General features: G+C 60.0%; 16 protein-coding genes. 6 read left to right on the forward strand and 10 right to left on the reverse strand.

What is annotated here, in order from left to right:
- Nucleotide 1: 1 nt before the first annotated feature.
- The 4 genes from B3729_RS04610 to B3729_RS04625 all read right to left on the reverse strand — a co-directional run bounded on the left by B3729_RS04610 (nt 2) and on the right by B3729_RS04625 (nt 3,658).
- Nucleotides 2-763: a uroporphyrinogen-III synthase gene (locus tag B3729_RS04610; RefSeq protein WP_286787249.1), complete on the reverse strand. Its 762-nt coding sequence runs from the start codon at nt 761-763 to the stop codon at nt 2-4.
- Nucleotides 760-1,722 carry a hydroxymethylbilane synthase gene (gene hemC, locus B3729_RS04615; RefSeq protein ID WP_230382228.1) on the reverse strand — a complete coding sequence of 321 codons (963 nt, stop codon included), beginning with the start codon at nt 1,720-1,722 and terminating at the stop codon, nt 760-762. The genes B3729_RS04610 and hemC overlap by 4 nt, the downstream gene beginning before the upstream one ends.
- Nucleotides 1,723-1,830: 108 nt before the next feature.
- Nucleotides 1,831-2,577, reverse strand: coding sequence for a LytR/AlgR family response regulator transcription factor (locus B3729_RS04620; RefSeq protein WP_010796535.1), 747 nt, complete (start codon nt 2,575-2,577; stop codon nt 1,831-1,833).
- A gap of 4 nt (nt 2,578-2,581) precedes the next feature.
- Entirely contained in the window at nt 2,582-3,658 is a 1,077-nt protein-coding gene (locus B3729_RS04625; protein WP_125888131.1) for a sensor histidine kinase, read from the reverse strand.
- 142 nt (nt 3,659-3,800) lie between these two features.
- Between B3729_RS04625 and argH the strand changes: the two genes are divergently transcribed.
- A complete protein-coding gene (gene argH, locus B3729_RS04630; protein WP_286787250.1) occupies nt 3,801-5,195 on the forward strand; it encodes an argininosuccinate lyase in 1,395 nt (464 codons plus the stop codon).
- 42 nt (nt 5,196-5,237) lie between these two features.
- Here argH and B3729_RS04635 read toward each other — a convergent pair whose 3' ends face one another.
- Entirely contained in the window at nt 5,238-6,113 is an 876-nt protein-coding gene (locus tag B3729_RS04635; protein ID WP_239383195.1) for an NAD(P)-dependent oxidoreductase, read from the reverse strand.
- An 85-nt stretch (nt 6,114-6,198) separates the two neighbouring features.
- Nucleotides 6,199-6,867, reverse strand: coding sequence for a glutathione S-transferase family protein (locus tag B3729_RS04640; RefSeq protein WP_286787251.1), 669 nt, complete (start codon nt 6,865-6,867; stop codon nt 6,199-6,201).
- Nucleotides 6,868-7,033: 166 nt separating this feature from the next.
- On the opposite strand from B3729_RS04640, the gene B3729_RS04645 reads away from it, so the two are divergent.
- Both B3729_RS04645 and B3729_RS04650 read left to right on the forward strand, forming a co-directional pair.
- Nucleotides 7,034-7,558: a hypothetical protein gene (locus B3729_RS04645; protein ID WP_125888128.1), complete on the forward strand. Its 525-nt coding sequence runs from the start codon at nt 7,034-7,036 to the stop codon at nt 7,556-7,558.
- Between the two features lie 169 nt (nt 7,559-7,727).
- Entirely contained in the window at nt 7,728-8,165 is a 438-nt protein-coding gene (locus tag B3729_RS04650) for a FlxA-like family protein (protein ID WP_286787252.1), read from the forward strand.
- A gap of 3 nt (nt 8,166-8,168) precedes the next feature.
- Here the strand turns inward: B3729_RS04650 and B3729_RS04655 are convergent, their stop codons facing one another.
- Nucleotides 8,169-9,155: a magnesium transporter CorA family protein gene (locus tag B3729_RS04655; protein ID WP_010796528.1), complete on the reverse strand. Its 987-nt coding sequence runs from the start codon at nt 9,153-9,155 to the stop codon at nt 8,169-8,171.
- A gap of 62 nt (nt 9,156-9,217) precedes the next feature.
- On the opposite strand from B3729_RS04655, the gene B3729_RS04660 reads away from it, so the two are divergent.
- Nucleotides 9,218-9,502, forward strand: a complete 285-nt coding sequence (locus B3729_RS04660; RefSeq protein ID WP_010796527.1) for a hypothetical protein — start codon at nt 9,218-9,220, stop codon at nt 9,500-9,502.
- A 125-nt stretch (nt 9,503-9,627) separates the two neighbouring features.
- Nucleotides 9,628-12,483 (forward strand): class I adenylate cyclase, encoded by a 2,856-nt coding sequence (locus tag B3729_RS04665; protein WP_286787253.1) that lies wholly within the window; start codon nt 9,628-9,630, stop codon nt 12,481-12,483.
- On the opposite strand, the gene rnk is transcribed toward B3729_RS04665, so the two are convergent.
- From rnk to cyaY, 3 genes are all read right to left on the reverse strand, one after another.
- Nucleotides 12,484-12,879 carry a nucleoside diphosphate kinase regulator gene (gene rnk, locus B3729_RS04670; RefSeq protein ID WP_010796525.1) on the reverse strand — a complete coding sequence of 132 codons (396 nt, stop codon included), beginning with the start codon at nt 12,877-12,879 and terminating at the stop codon, nt 12,484-12,486.
- A gap of 186 nt (nt 12,880-13,065) precedes the next feature.
- On the reverse strand, nt 13,066-13,293 hold the full coding sequence (locus B3729_RS04675; RefSeq protein ID WP_409438594.1) for a DUF1289 domain-containing protein: 228 nt from the start codon (nt 13,291-13,293) through the stop codon (nt 13,066-13,068).
- Nucleotides 13,268-13,603: an iron donor protein CyaY gene (gene cyaY / locus B3729_RS04680; RefSeq protein WP_286787254.1), complete on the reverse strand. Its 336-nt coding sequence runs from the start codon at nt 13,601-13,603 to the stop codon at nt 13,268-13,270. The genes B3729_RS04675 and cyaY overlap by 26 nt, the downstream gene beginning before the upstream one ends.
- Nucleotides 13,604-13,778: 175 nt before the next feature.
- Here cyaY and lptM point away from each other — a divergent pair, with 175 nt between their 5' ends.
- The gene (gene lptM / locus B3729_RS04685; protein WP_010796522.1) at nt 13,779-13,904 is read left to right on the forward strand and encodes an LPS translocon maturation chaperone LptM; all 126 of its coding nucleotides are present in this window, start codon (nt 13,779-13,781) and stop codon (nt 13,902-13,904) included.

The following is a 13,904-nucleotide window of genomic DNA, read 5'->3' on the forward strand; positions in this document are numbered from 1 at the left end:
TTCAAGGATGATGCTCTTCAAGCGCCGCCAGTACCGCAGCGGTACTGGCGCCATGACAGGTAATGACACGCTGGATACCGGCCGCGCGGGCCTGCTCGGCCACACGCTCGCTGGGTACCAGCAGCGGCACCGAACACACGTCCGGCCATGCGGAGCCGGCCAGGGTACGCAGGTGCGCGAAACTCTGCCCACTGCTGACCATGATGCCATTGAGGCGTTCCGCTGCAAGGCACTCGGTCAGGGCATTTTGTGGATGATCCGGCAATACGCGCCGGTACAACTCAAGGTAGTCGACCTGCACGCCTCGCTCACGCAGCGTGTCGGCCATGGTTTCCCGGCCACCTTCGCCCCGCAGGATCAGCACGCGGGAATCGGCCTCCTGCAAGGCTTGATCAAGCTGCGGCAAGGCCAGGATGCCCTCGCTGTCTTCACTCTGGTCGGGCGTGATGACCGAAAGGCCATAGGCTTCGAGAATATCCGCCGTGGCGGCGCCTACGGCGAACCAGGTCTGGTTAATAGGCGGCTGCGGCCAGTACTGGTCAAGCCGCTCCAGGCCGAGTCGGGCGGCCGGCTTGCTGACCACGATGACCGCCTTGTAGCGGTCCAAATCCAGCATAAGGGTGCGCTGCTCCGGTGTCTCAGGCAGCGGCTCGATGGCCAGTAACGGCAGGCTGGCGCTGTAAATGCCCCGCTCGTCCAGTGCAGCCGCCAGAGGTATGCACTCTTCGGCCGGACGGGTCAGAAGCAGCCGCCAGGCCGTCATGGCTGAGCAGCCTCGTCGTAAACGGCCCGCAGAATGTCACCGGCGCCCTGGGCAAGTAGCTCATCCGCAACCTGGATACCCAATGCAGACGGGTCGATGACCGATCCCCGCGCTTCGGCGCGCAGCAGCAGGGTGCCATCCGGCTGACCCACCAGGCCACGCAACCAGAGTTCTTCGCCTTCGCGGATGGCATAGCAGGCAATGGGCACCTGGCAGCCGCCGTTGAGATGGCGGTTCATGGCGCGCTCGGCAATGACGCGCTGCTCGGTCTCCAGATGATGGAGCGGCTTCAGGAGTTCGTGGACTTCGGCATCGTCCGTGCGGCACTCGATGCCTACCGCGCCCTGTCCACCTGCCGGAAGGCTGTCTTCGACACTGATGGATTCACGGATGCGGTCCTGAAAGCCCAGACGGATCAGCCCGGCCGCTGCCAGGATGATGGCGTGATAATCGCCTGCATCCAGCTTGGCAAGGCGCGTATTGACGTTGCCCCTTAGGAAACGGATCTCAAGGTCTGGGCGTTGGGCCAGCAGCTGGGCCTGACGGCGCAGACTGGAAGTACCCACAATGCTACCGGCCGGCAGATCCGCCAGACTGGAATAGGTGTTGGAAACGAAGGCATCGCGTGCATCTTCCCGCTCGCAGATGGCATAGAGCCCAAGGCCTTCGGGAAACTCCATCGGCACATCCTTCATAGAATGCACGGCAATGTCGGCCTCGCCTTCGAGCAGCGCCGTTTCCAATTCTTTGACGAACAAGCCCTTGCCACCAATCTTCGCCAGCGGTGCATCAAGCAGCTTGTCGCCCCGGCTGGTCATCGGCAACAGACTGACATGCAACCCCGGGTGGGCTGCCTCCAGACGGGCCTTTACATACTCGGCCTGCCACAGGGCAAGCGCACTTTGACGCGTGGCAATGCGAATCTCGCGGTTCATGAGCCTATTCCGGGATTGAAACATGACCGGAATGATAACAGGCTCTCCTGTCGCAAGCCGCTTTCGGCCTGATAGGCAAGACCAATCGTCCGCGCGCCGTGCGCGCAGAACGGCAGGTCCTGCCCCTGAGCGTCACAGGTTCTGCATCAGGCGCCGTACACCGGCTACATGTCGTCGGCTGACCGTCAACGCATCGCCATTGAGCCCTTTCAGATACAGCTGGAAATGGCCCAGCGGCGTACGCTGCAAGCGCTCGATCCGCTCCCGCGCCACCAGGGCATTGCGGTGGATACGGACGAACCGGTCACCGAACTCGTCTTCCAGCGCCTTCAGCGGCTCGTCCAGCAGGACTTCACCGTTGCCGTGACGCAGGGTCACGTATTTGTGATCGGCAATGAAATAAACGACATCATCCAGCGGAATCAGCTCGATGCCCTTGCGGGTCCGGGCGCTGATATGGCTGCGCGGCCCCGGACCGCCGCTGGACGGCGGCTTGGTCAGTGCAGCCAGCTGAACGCGATTAGGGCGTTCGGCTTTTTTCAGGGCCTCCTCAAGATCTTCCTGGCGTACCGGCTTGACCAGATACCCCACGGCACTGACCTTGAAGGCCTCCAGTGCAAATTCATCATGGGCGGTTACGAAAATAACCGCAGGCGGTGCTTCTCGCTCGCATAGTCGGGCAGCTACTTGTAGCCCGTCCAGACCTGGCATACGAATATCGAGCAATACGATATCCGGCTTCAGGCTTTCGACCAGGGCCAACGCTTCTTCGCCATTGCTGGCGGAGGGCTCCAAGACTTTATAGCCGTCTAGTTGCCCAACCAGACGGGCCAGACGCTCGCGCGCCAACGGTTCGTCATCGACGATTAGGACGTTCATAGGCTCAGGCTTCCTGCGTGAGTCGCTCGCATGGATAGCGAAGACAGGTTATGTGCCGTTGGTCACGGCGTTCGATTTTGAGACTCGCTCCCGGGCCGAAAAGTGCCGTTAGTCGCGATTCGATATTGGTTAAAGCCTGTTTCGTACCTTTTGGCGGCCGAGGATGTTGCTCGGCCTGCTCATCGAATGGATTGCTCATCGATAATTCGAATATCCCTGCGACATAGGTCGCCTCGACCACTACACATCCACCCTCGATCCGCGGCGCAATCCCGTAAATCAAGGCGTTTTCCAGAAGCGGTTGCAGCGTCAACTGCGGGATCGGCAGATCATCCGGCACACCATCGATGCGCCAGTCGACCTGAAGACGATCTCCCAAGCGTAGCTTCTCGATCTCCAGGTAGCGACGTGACAGCTCCAGTTCTTCCGACCAGCGAATCCGTGTTCCTGGCTTGGACAGGCTTGCCCGAAACAGGCTGGACAGGTCTAGCACGGCACGTTCAGCCTTGTCGGCATCGATGGCGATCAGGCTGGCAATACTGTTGAGGCTGTTGAACAGAAAATGCGGACGGATACGGGCCTGAAGCGACTCGATCCGGGCCTTGAGTTCGGCCTGCTGCTGGCGCCGCCACTGGCTCTGCAGGTAGAAATACCGCAGCATCAAGGCCGACATGATCAGCGCGATAAGGGCATGCCGCTCATACAGCTTGACCTCGCCGGACTGCTGCATAGGGCCGGCCAGCTCCAGCCAGTCAGCCACGGCAGTGCAGGCCAGGGTCAGCCCCACCACCAGGGCGCAGCAGATAACTCCAGCCAATGCCGGCTTCAGGCGTGCCAGAAAAGGCCGCAAACGGCAGAGAACGGCGGCCGAGAGCAGCACGTTCCATTGCACGAACAGCGAGACCAGCGCCAACCGTACCCAGTTGAAGGACGTGGTCAGGGGATCGGCCAAAACGAGCACCAGGACCAGCAGTTCCGCCAGCACAATCAGGACAAGCAGGGCTTCCGACTCGCATAGCTCCGGTACGAAAAACTCATCGACCGGGGCAGGCCGGCGCTTGGTCAGGTATTTGATAGGCATGGTCAAAGTGTTTACTACTATCCGACGAACGGCAAGGTTGTTTTAAAGTTAACGGGATAACTGTGGTGCACGTTGCACCAGCGCAAGGCTGTTATCATCCCGTTACGTCCATTCACGTTCAGTGCCATTTGCGAGCCCACCAATGAGCAACGAAAAAACCAATCAATCCTGGGGCGGTCGCTTCAGCGAACCCGTCGACGCCTTCGTCGCACGTTTTACCGCTTCGGTCGACTTCGATAAGCGCCTGTACCGCCACGACATCATGGGCTCCATCGCTCACGCCACCATGCTGGCCAAAGTGGGTGTATTGACGGATGCCGAACGCGACGCCATCGCAGACGGACTGAACCAGATCCAGCACGAAATCGAGACAGGCCAGTTCGAGTGGCGCGTCGATCTCGAAGACGTGCACATGAACATCGAAGCCCGTCTTACTGACCGTATCGGCATCACTGGTAAAAAACTTCACACCGGTCGCAGTCGAAATGATCAAGTCGCGACAGACATTCGGTTGTGGCTACGCGACGAGATCGATGTAATCCTCGCGGAGATCACCCGCTTGCAGCAGGGTCTGCTGGAGCAGGCCGAGCGTGAAGCCGACACCATCATGCCCGGCTTCACCCATTTGCAGACCGCGCAGCCCGTGACGTTCGGGCATCACCTGCTGGCCTGGTTCGAGATGCTGTCACGCGACCATGAGCGTCTGGTGGACTGCCGCAAGCGCGTGAACCGCATGCCGCTGGGCAGCGCCGCCCTGGCCGGAACCACGTACCCGATCCAACGCGAGATCACACGTGAGCTGCTGGGCTTCGAGGCCGTTGGCGGCAATTCGCTGGACGGTGTATCCGATCGCGACTTCGCCATCGAATTCTGCTCGGCTGCCTCGCTGGCCATGATGCACCTGTCGCGCTTCTCTGAAGAGCTAGTACTGTGGACGAGCGCCCAGTTCCAGTTCATCGATCTGCCCGACCGCTTCTGCACGGGCTCCTCGATCATGCCGCAAAAGAAAAACCCGGACGTACCGGAGCTGGTGCGCGGCAAGACGGGCCGTGTTTTCGGTGCTCTGACGGGCCTGCTGACGCTGATGAAGGGCCAGCCGCTGGCCTACAACAAGGACAACCAGGAAGACAAGGAGCCGCTGTTCGACGCTGCCGACACGCTGCGTGACTCCCTGCGCGCCTTTGCCGATATGATCCCGGCTATCAAGCCCAGACGCGACGTCATGCGTGAAGCCGCCCGTCGTGGTTTCTCCACGGCTACCGACCTGGCTGATTATCTGGTGCGCAAGGGGCTGCCCTTCCGTGACTGCCACGAGATCGTGGGACACGCCGTGAAGTATGGCGTGGATTCCGGCAAGGATCTGGCCGAGATGAGCCTAGAGGAACTGCGCCGCTTTAGCGACCAGATCGAGCAGGACGTATTTGAAGTCCTCACCCTGGAAGGCTCGGTCAACGCCCGTGACCACATCGGCGGCACCGCACCGGCGCAAGTCCGCGCCGCCGTTCAGCGCGGCCGGGAATTACTGGCGAGCCGGTAAATCGGAACAGGGCGCCATATACGTGATGGCGCCCTGCTCTGCCTATGCCTGCCCGGAGCGCTTGAGCGCACGACCGCCCAATGCAGACCAGTCCAGATGCCCCTCGCCCTGGGCAACGGCTTCCAGCAGGTTATCCCGCAGCACACTGCCAAACGGCAGCGGTACGTTCTTCGCCTGGCCAGCACTCAGCGCCAGCCCGACATCCTTCAGACCAAGGGTCAGCTTGAAGGCAGCCGGCTCGAAGCGCTGCTCAGCAATCATCGCTCCGTAATTCTTGTAAGCCGGTGCCGCAAACAGGGTGTTGGTGAGGATATTCAGCAGATCCGCTGGCTCGACGCCATAACTCTTGGTCAAGGCGGACGCTTCGCCCATCGTCTCGATAGCGCTTGCCAGCATGAAATTACCGGCAATCTTGACGATATTGGCCCGTAGCGGGTCCTCGCCCAGCGGCCATGTCGTTTGGCCCATGACATCCAACAACGGTTGGACCTTATCCACCGCAGCCTGCGGGCCAGCCACCACAATGTTCAGCTTGCCGGCTACGGCCACATCGGTACGCCCGAAGACCGGCGCGGAGATGTAGTCGACGCCTGCCTTGGCATGACGCTCGATCAATTCGGCTACAAAGGCAACCGACAGCGTGGCCATGCTGAGGTGGATCGCCCCCGCGCGGGCACGGTCCAGCGCGCCACTGTCGAGAATGACGGCGCGGGTAGAGGCGTCGTCCGCCAGCATGGACACCACCACCTCGGCATCAAATGCGTCCGCGGGCTCGCTGGCGGCCTTGGCACCCTGGCTGACCATTTCCTGAACCGCCTGCTGCGAGCGATTCCAGACCAGGACCTCATGGCCGGCCTTGATCAGGTTGCCGGCCATGCCCTTGCCCATTCCACCCAAACCGATGAATCCGATACGCATGACAATGTCCTCGTTACTGATGGCTAAGTGCTGGATTGACCATCATGCCAGACGAGTGTGCCCTGCGATCGACAAAACGCTTGGGTCAGGCGCTTTCCAGACGCTTGCGAACCATGGCCAGGAAACTGCTCATGGATTGGGCCTTTTCTTCATATAGCTGCTGCACATGGGCGTTCTGCTTCAGGCGATCCAGCAGCGCCTGGGCAGCCGGAAAGCCTGCCATCAGGTCAAGACTGAACAATTGCTCGGCAACCCCACGGGCAAGGTCGATGCTGTAGAGAAAGTAGACATCGGCCAGGGTCAGAGTATCGCCTGCCACATAAGGCGAGAACGACCCCTGCCGCTTGAGCGTAGCGATACCGGACCTTAATTCATGCCGGGCCTTCTCCTTGATGGCTTCGTCGACCTTGGCGCCAAAGAACACTTCCGGGTAACACTGGCGCGCCGGCAGCTCGATATAAAGCTCGATCTCACGCATGAGGGTTCGCACGCGGGCACGCGCGAAGGGATCGGCCGGTAGCAGCGGCGTTCCCGACTGGGTTTCCTCGATGTACTCGAGAATCACGCTGGTTTCGCTGATAAAGCCATGTTCGGTTTCCAGCACCGGTATCTTGCCGCAGGGGCTGATCGCAAGAAACTGTTCGTCCTGGCTGGGGAAAACCGTGACGGATTCGAATTCCAGCCCCTTTTCGAGCAACGCAAACTTAACCATGTTGTAGTAGTTGCTGACGGGAAACCCATAGAGCTTGAGCATTCGACATGCCTCCAAGGCATTGGACAGATAAGCCAGATAACCGTAGACGCCCAATGCGTCGGTGAAAAGTTTTTCTTGTACAAGACTTCGCGCGCTGCCTTTGAACCGGAACTCTACACGGTCTTAAAAGCCCTACAAGAGAGCTTTTTGAGCAGGAGCGATCCACATGATGAGCCCTACGGGAGCCGCGCATCCCCGTACGGACAAGGCGGAAACACTCTTTGGCAGCCTCCGGGAGCAGCTTGATTTCTACCGCGCGGAGATCCAGTTTGAGTCGTCGATGTTGTCCAACCGGACCAACGCCTATCTGTCGTCGCAGTCCTTTCTGATGATTGCGTTCGCGTCTTCAATGAGCAATACCAACAGCCAATGGGGCACTCAGTTCACCCTATATGTGCCTACTCTGCTGGCATTGTTGGGGTTGGTGACATCGATCCACGCCTGGCCTGGCATCAAGGCTGCCTTTGATGTAATCGAGCATTGGCACCGCAAACAATGCGAGCTGCTGGACACCCTGAACGAACCCTGTGTAACCCGCGTGACGCCGCTTTACGGCGCAGGAAACGAGCCTCTCAATGGCAGCCGTTACCGAAAGTCGCTGCTGTTTTCGCTGCGCTCCCCGCTTATCTTTAGTGTGGTATGGGCGTTTCTGGGTGTGCTGGCGGTCTCGCTGCATCTGCTGTACGGCTAAGTAAATGGGCTACGGATGTGAGCTGCTGATCATCGGTCAGCCTCTACAAACGTTGCCAACAACGCCGTTACGACCGACGAGTAATGGTTAGCAACCACTCACCAATACTGAATCAACTTCCGCGACAACCAGCCGATGGCATGGCACCCTTTCGAAGAGAAAGGATGCCATGTCCACAATAACCGACCGACTCGCCACCTCGCTGAACGTTGCCTTCCAACCGCCATCCACTTCGCCTTCATCTGCCACTTCTGCAGACACTGACACCTCTACGACGTCCGTGGAAAAGAGCGGGAAAACCGATCAAGGCCTGACACTCAAGCATGGGCCTGCTGGTAGTGGTGAGGTTCAAAGCGGCGGCGAGTCCGAGACCACTCTCGAAAAGCTCAAGAAGACCATTAAGGATCTGGAAAAGCAGTTGCAGCAGGCCCAGAAAGAGTTGCAACAAGTCCAAGCCAGCAACGCTTCCGAAGAAGAAAAACAAGTACGGATACAGGCGGTACAAACCCAGATCAGCAGCCTGAGCGCCGCGCTGCAACAGGCCTATGCGGCGCTGCTGCAAGCCACCAGCGGCAGAACAGGCTCCGTTGTCAGCACGACAACCTGATTCTTACAGCCAGTCGCGGAATTTGAACCAGGCATATGGAATGATGGCCGATACCACCATGGCCACCAGGGCAAGGGGATAACCGAAGTGCCAGCTCAGTTCGGGCATGTTTTCAAAGTTCATCCCGTACACCGTACCGACCAGCGTGGGCGGCAGGAACAGAACGGCAGCAATCGAGAACACCTTGATGATGCCGTTCTGCTCGATATTGATCAGGCCCAGGGTGGCATCAAGTAGAAAGCTGATTTCGTTGTTCATGCGGTTCTGGTAGTCCCCCAGCGAGCGGGAGTCACGCTCGACGGTTTTCATCCAGGCTTTGGCTTCACGACAGATCCACTCGCTGGCGGCTCGGCGCAGGTAGCTGAGCAATCGATTGATGCCTAGAAGGCTATCGCTCAACCGGGCCAGCAGCAGGCTGCTGCGTCCTAACTGCTTCAGAATGGATTGCAGATCCGACTTGGGTGCCTTGGGGCCTTCGTCATCAGGCTTGGGCTCCCGAAAAATGGCATTGGCCAGCCGGTTATGATGGGCCTGCACCGATTCGAGAATATCAGCGATCCGGTCGACCAGACTGTCGAGCAGCGAGATAAAAATGGTGTCGCTGCGCTTGTGCAGTCCCGGGTGCTGGCTGAGCTTGGTACGAAACGCACGAAACGCTGACAGCTCAGCGTAACGCACCGTTACCAGCCACTCGGGCGTCAAAACAAAGTTGAGCACCGAAGCCGTTGGCTGGTGTTCGCTGAATCCGCTGACGACCGTTGTCGTCATGTGCAGGGCCCGCTCACTCTCGTACAGACGGGACGACTCTTCGATTTCGGCCATCTCTTCCCGGGTCGGAATGTTTACCGCCAGGCTCTTTTCCAGGAACTGCTCTTCCTCATCGGTAGGCGATAAAAGATCGATCCACAAGGCATCCTGAGGGAAAGGCTCGTCGGGCGTGATGGTCTTAGGGGTTAACATACCGTTAACGAGGGTGTAGCAGGTAATCATTGCTGCTTGAACTCCATTATCTGCCAGTGACTGGCATCAACTGTCCTGAGTGAACCAATACCATGTCTGACCATGATGACAACGAAGAATCCTTTGTCGAATCCCATCTGATCTCGGCGATCGAGAACCAGTTAGCGGCCGGCGAACCGCCTTTTACACAGGCCGTCTTCAATAAACTGACCCTGGTAGGGCACGAACGTGAGGAAATCGTCCACCTGATGGCGATCGTGCTGGCCAACGAGATCGAAACCATGATGACCGAAGACCGCCCCTTCGACACAGCCCGCTACGAACAATTGCTGCGGGCGCTGCCGGACCTGCCGGAAACCGGTACGGACGTGGAGTAGCGCAGAGCGAACCGCCCACCAGTGGTTTTGGACAGGCGGTAGCGTCCAGCGAGACGAACGCACTGTGAACCAGTCGTACTTTATGGGTACGACTGGTACGCTTGCGGCTTAGCTATGGACCCGTCATGACCCGTTTCCCTGACCTTCAACTGGATGACGACGAGGGCATTGATCGCAAAGCCCTCAAGCAGGTACGCGCGCGCTTTCTGACCATCAACACTGGTCGCCTCGTTCGCGCTCTGGAAGGCCTGCCCAGCCGACAGCAGCCGGTATTGACCCTGCTGCCCCTGTTGCTGCACGTCAATCATCCCATGCTGCCGGGCTATGTCTCGGCCAGTACGCCGGCCGGCCTGACCGGCTTTGAGCCGGCGGACGAACAGCTGGCAGAGGCCCGTCGCCTGACCCGCTCGTTTGCCTATAAGCCCGCACGTACACATCGGGACGAGCCGCTGCATGGCCTTTACCTCATGGGCAGCCTGGGCACCCTGACCCAGGCCGACAGCAGCGACCTGGATATCTGGCTCTGCCATGCCCCCGGCATGAGTGCACAGGCGCTCGCCGAGTTGAAGCGCAAGTGCGCCCTGCTTGAAACCTGGGCGGCCTCGCTCAATGCCGAGCTGCATATCTTTCTGATTGACGCCGACCAGTTCAGCCAGGGCCAGCGCCCGGGGCTCCTGACGTCGGACGATTGCGGTACGGCGCAGCACTTTCTGCTACTCGACGAGTTCTATCGCACCGCCATCTGGCTAGGCGGCCGTACGCCGTTATGGTGGCAGGTGCCGGTCGCTCAGGAGGAGAGCGACTACGAAGGCTTTACCCAGCGACTATTGCACCATCGCTTTATCAAGGCGCGCGAGGTACTGGATTTCGGCCATATCGACCACATCCCTCCAGGCGAATACATTGGCGCCGGGCTGTGGCAACTATTCAAAGGGATCAGCTCGCCCTACAAATCAGTCCTGAAACTCATGGTGACCGAGCTGTACGCCTGCGAGCACCCGCACACGGTCACGCTCAGCCGACGCCTCAAACAGCTGGTCCATTCGGGCGTCACGGATCTCGATCAGGTCGATCCCTATAGGCTGGTGTACCAGCGCCTGGAAGAATATCTGCTCCTGCGCGGCGACCTGGATCGGCTCGAACTGGTCCGTCGTTGCCTGTACCTCAAGGTTGGCAAGCCCCTGAGCCGTCCGCCCCGGCAAGGCCGCAAGAGCTGGCAACGTCTGCTGATGGAGAAGCTGACCCAGTCCTGGGGCTGGGATGAGCATATGCTGCGCAAGCTGGACGAGCGCCAGGGTTGGAAGGTAGATGACGTCAGCGCCGAGCGTCGGATTCTGGTCAATGCCCTGACTCACAGCTACCGCTTCCTGGCGCAGTTCGCCCAGCAACAGCAGGTTGAAAGCCACCTCGCCCCGCGCGACCTGAGTATTCTGGGGCGCCGCCTGTATGCGGCGTTCGAGCGCAAGGCGGGCAAAATCGACTTTATCAACCCGGGCATTGCGCCAGACCTGGCCGAGGAGTTTGTGACCCTGGTGCAGGAAGAGCGCCCCTTTGGCGAGCGCCGCCGCCCGTGGTCATTGCACCGTGGCAACCTGACGGCAGAAGAGTGCCATTCTCACTCCCCACTCAAGCGCACCTGGGAACTGGCCGAGCTGCTGGCCTGGTGTCGCTACAACGGCATTATCGACAATGCCACCCGCCTGACCTTGCATGCCGGCGAGAGCGACCTTACCCCGTTCGAACTCAACAATCTGATCCAGAGTTTCCAGCAGAGCTTCAACGACCGACCGGACACCGTACCGGAAGCCGTCCTGCTACGCCCGGCCGCGCCCCGCGAGGTGTTGCTGCTGATCAACGTAGGGATCGATCCGCTCTACCAGCACAGTCAGCGCAACGTCTACCTCACCAGCGATCGTATCGACGCCCTGGGCTACGCCGGGATGCGTGAAAACCTGGTGCTGACGCTGGACCAGATCACCCTCAACAGCTGGAACGAACTGTACGTCAACCGCTTCGAAGGGGCCAATGCCCTGCTCGACTGCTTATGCGCCTACTTCAACAGCCTGCCCTCTGGCGATCAGGAGTCATTGCCTCGCCTGTCGATACGCAGCTTTTGCCGGAACCGGGCACCGCTGATCGTAGAGCGCGTGGAAGCAGTGTTCGACGAAGTCCGCACGGCCATGCTGCGTGAGCACAAGACGCGCTATCTGCTCCAGATTCAGCAGCGTTTCCACATGCTCGAGCTGCGCGAGGGCAAGCTGAGCCATACGCCACTGGCCGACCGGGATTCGTTGCTGCTGCACCTGTCCGCTCCAAAGCAGGAATGGACGCCCCTGAGCCTGGACCCCCATGCGTTGGAGGGTGACGAACTCGGCCTTATCCTACCGCTGGGCCGTACCGGCAGCATTCAAGTGTTTTATCGACAGGAAGGTGAAACGGCACGTGTCTACGTACTGGATGAGCACAACGCCCTCTGGTCACAGCGCTTGCCTTTCCATGATGAGCAGACGCTGCTGGCCCCCCTGCAGCGTTTCCTGCATTCCATTCACCGTCGACAGAGTGCCCAGGTGCCCCTGGAGGCCAGTCGGGTACCGCTGGCTGAGATGCACTATTTCCAGGTCCTGCCCCCAGCACCTCAACGAGCGCGGCATCTGGAGCGGCGACAGATTGATCTGCCTCTGGAAACGGTGCCGTACTATGCGGTTCAGGCCATTGTGACCGCCACTAAGGCCGGGCGCCGCCTGGTAACCCTATACTGCGATCACCGGGAGTTTTCCGAGCTCGACTACGGCCCACGGCTGTATCAGGAGGTGGCACGCCATATCCTGGCGCGCCGCCGTACCGGAGAACGTTACCGCTGCTACCTGACGGATCTGGATCTTCTGCACGTGCCTGGCGAGCCTCGCCCGCACACCCTGGCCTACCTGAGGCTCAAGGCAGAGCTGGAAGAGGCGCTCAACCAGGCATTCATGGCAGTCTGATCAGTAGCCGACTGCCTTGGCCGTCGGCTCCAGCTCCAGTAGCGACAGGTGCAGCGTTTTCCCGCCGGGTGCCGTGCACTCAACGCGCTGGCCTATCGTCTGGCCCAGCAGTGCACTGCCCACGGGCGTCAGCACGGATACGGTGCCTTCTTCCCGGGCTTCGTTGGGATACACCAGACGCAGGTGGTATTCCTTGCCGCTGCCTTCTTCGCGGCAATGCACTTGGGAATGCATGGTCACAACACCTTCCGCCTCATCAGGCGGTACCACCTTGGCGCGCTCCAGCTCCTCTTCGAGCGCCTCGGCGGCAGGGCCAAATTCCTCAAGGCTATCGAGCAGGCGGTCGAGCTGCTGATAGTCAGTCTGCGTAATGATGGGCTGAGCGATCTGGCGCATGATGCCTCCTTTGGCGGCTGGATGTCGGAAACGCGCTTGCAGCAACGGCTGCAGGCGGCGCTTCGAGGTACTGAACAGCATGTCTCATGCCGAAACGGATGCCGCATGGGCGGCGTTGGGAGTGCAGCCCTTCGGCTGCAGATGGACTGACCGTAACACAGGGATCAGGTTAGACGGAACCACCGGTCAGCTAGTAGCGGATCGATGGTTCCTGCGCGCCTGTGCGGCCAGAATGATGGCCCGACGCTCCTCGGCTGACGCTTCGCCCCAGGCCAGAATCTCATCCAGCGTGCGGCCGCAGCCCAGACAGATATCATGACCGTCCAGGCAACAGCGCCGAACGCATGGCGAGGCCACCGATTCGGCGTCCTCCCCTGATGACGCAGGATCAGAGCTGGCTGAAATCGAGCTCATCGCCCGTCTGCTCGCGAATGACACGGGTCAGCAGTTCGCCCAGCGGCTCCTGGGTGCTGTCGCAGATCCACTGGCTGCCCGCCTCGTCATAATCGAAGTGATAGCCGCCTGAGCGGGCCGCCACCCAGAGCTGCCGTAGCGGAGGCTGACGACTCAGAATGACCTGACTGCCGTTTTCCAGGCGAATCGTGAGGACACCGGCGCTGTTCTCCAAATCCAGATCCAGATCGCTGTCGTCGAGGATGTCTTCGACCGCCTGCTGGGTAGTATCGACAAGATCGTGGAAGCGGGCTTCGCTCAGACTGCTCATGGGATTCCTTGAATCGGTATTGAAAAAACTTCGACGTTACCCCGGCGACCGCCCCTCGTCCAGTCGCAAAGAGGGCTGCACCGCCCAGGCCTGTCAGGCACGCGCGGCGTTACATAGGCAAGGGGGCAGGTGCCGGGTATACTCCGGGTCAATCATGCTTTTCAAAGGATTCGCCATGAAGCGCCTTTCCCTTGCTCTAATTGCTTTCGCATGCCTGCTGGCAGGCTGCGGCCAAAAAGGTGACCTGTACCTTCCGGACGATGAAAAAGCGGCTCACGAGCATCGCCACGACACGTTCTGA

Origin of the sequence: Pseudomonas sp. UBA3149 (assembly GCF_002364655.1) — a bacterium.
In the GTDB taxonomy this organism is placed as follows: Bacteria; Pseudomonadota; Gammaproteobacteria; order Pseudomonadales; family Pseudomonadaceae; genus Chryseomonas; species Chryseomonas luteola.

Coding starts and splice junctions, on each gene's coding strand:
- B3729_RS04610 (WP_286787249.1), bottom strand. CDS start 763: ATGACGGCCTGGCGGCTGCTTCTGACCCGTCCGGCCGAAGAGTGCATA.
- hemC (WP_230382228.1), bottom strand. CDS start 1,722: ATGTTTCAATCCCGGAATAGGCTCATGAACCGCGAGATTCGCATTGCC.
- B3729_RS04620 (WP_010796535.1), bottom strand. CDS start 2,577: ATGAACGTCCTAATCGTCGATGACGAACCGTTGGCGCGCGAGCGTCTG.
- B3729_RS04625 (WP_125888131.1), bottom strand. CDS start 3,658: ATGCCTATCAAATACCTGACCAAGCGCCGGCCTGCCCCGGTCGATGAG.
- argH (WP_286787250.1), top strand. CDS start 3,801: ATGAGCAACGAAAAAACCAATCAATCCTGGGGCGGTCGCTTCAGCGAA.
- B3729_RS04635 (WP_239383195.1), bottom strand. CDS start 6,113: ATGCGTATCGGATTCATCGGTTTGGGTGGAATGGGCAAGGGCATGGCC.
- B3729_RS04640 (WP_286787251.1), bottom strand. CDS start 6,867: ATGCTCAAGCTCTATGGGTTTCCCGTCAGCAACTACTACAACATGGTT.
- B3729_RS04645 (WP_125888128.1), top strand. CDS start 7,034: ATGATGAGCCCTACGGGAGCCGCGCATCCCCGTACGGACAAGGCGGAA.
- B3729_RS04650 (WP_286787252.1), top strand. CDS start 7,728: ATGTCCACAATAACCGACCGACTCGCCACCTCGCTGAACGTTGCCTTC.
- B3729_RS04655 (WP_010796528.1), bottom strand. CDS start 9,155: ATGATTACCTGCTACACCCTCGTTAACGGTATGTTAACCCCTAAGACC.
- B3729_RS04660 (WP_010796527.1), top strand. CDS start 9,218: ATGTCTGACCATGATGACAACGAAGAATCCTTTGTCGAATCCCATCTG.
- B3729_RS04665 (WP_286787253.1), top strand. CDS start 9,628: ATGACCCGTTTCCCTGACCTTCAACTGGATGACGACGAGGGCATTGAT.
- rnk (WP_010796525.1), bottom strand. CDS start 12,879: ATGCGCCAGATCGCTCAGCCCATCATTACGCAGACTGACTATCAGCAG.
- B3729_RS04675 (WP_409438594.1), bottom strand. CDS start 13,293: ATGAGCTCGATTTCAGCCAGCTCTGATCCTGCGTCATCAGGGGAGGAC.
- cyaY (WP_286787254.1), bottom strand. CDS start 13,603: ATGAGCAGTCTGAGCGAAGCCCGCTTCCACGATCTTGTCGATACTACC.
- lptM (WP_010796522.1), top strand. CDS start 13,779: ATGAAGCGCCTTTCCCTTGCTCTAATTGCTTTCGCATGCCTGCTGGCA.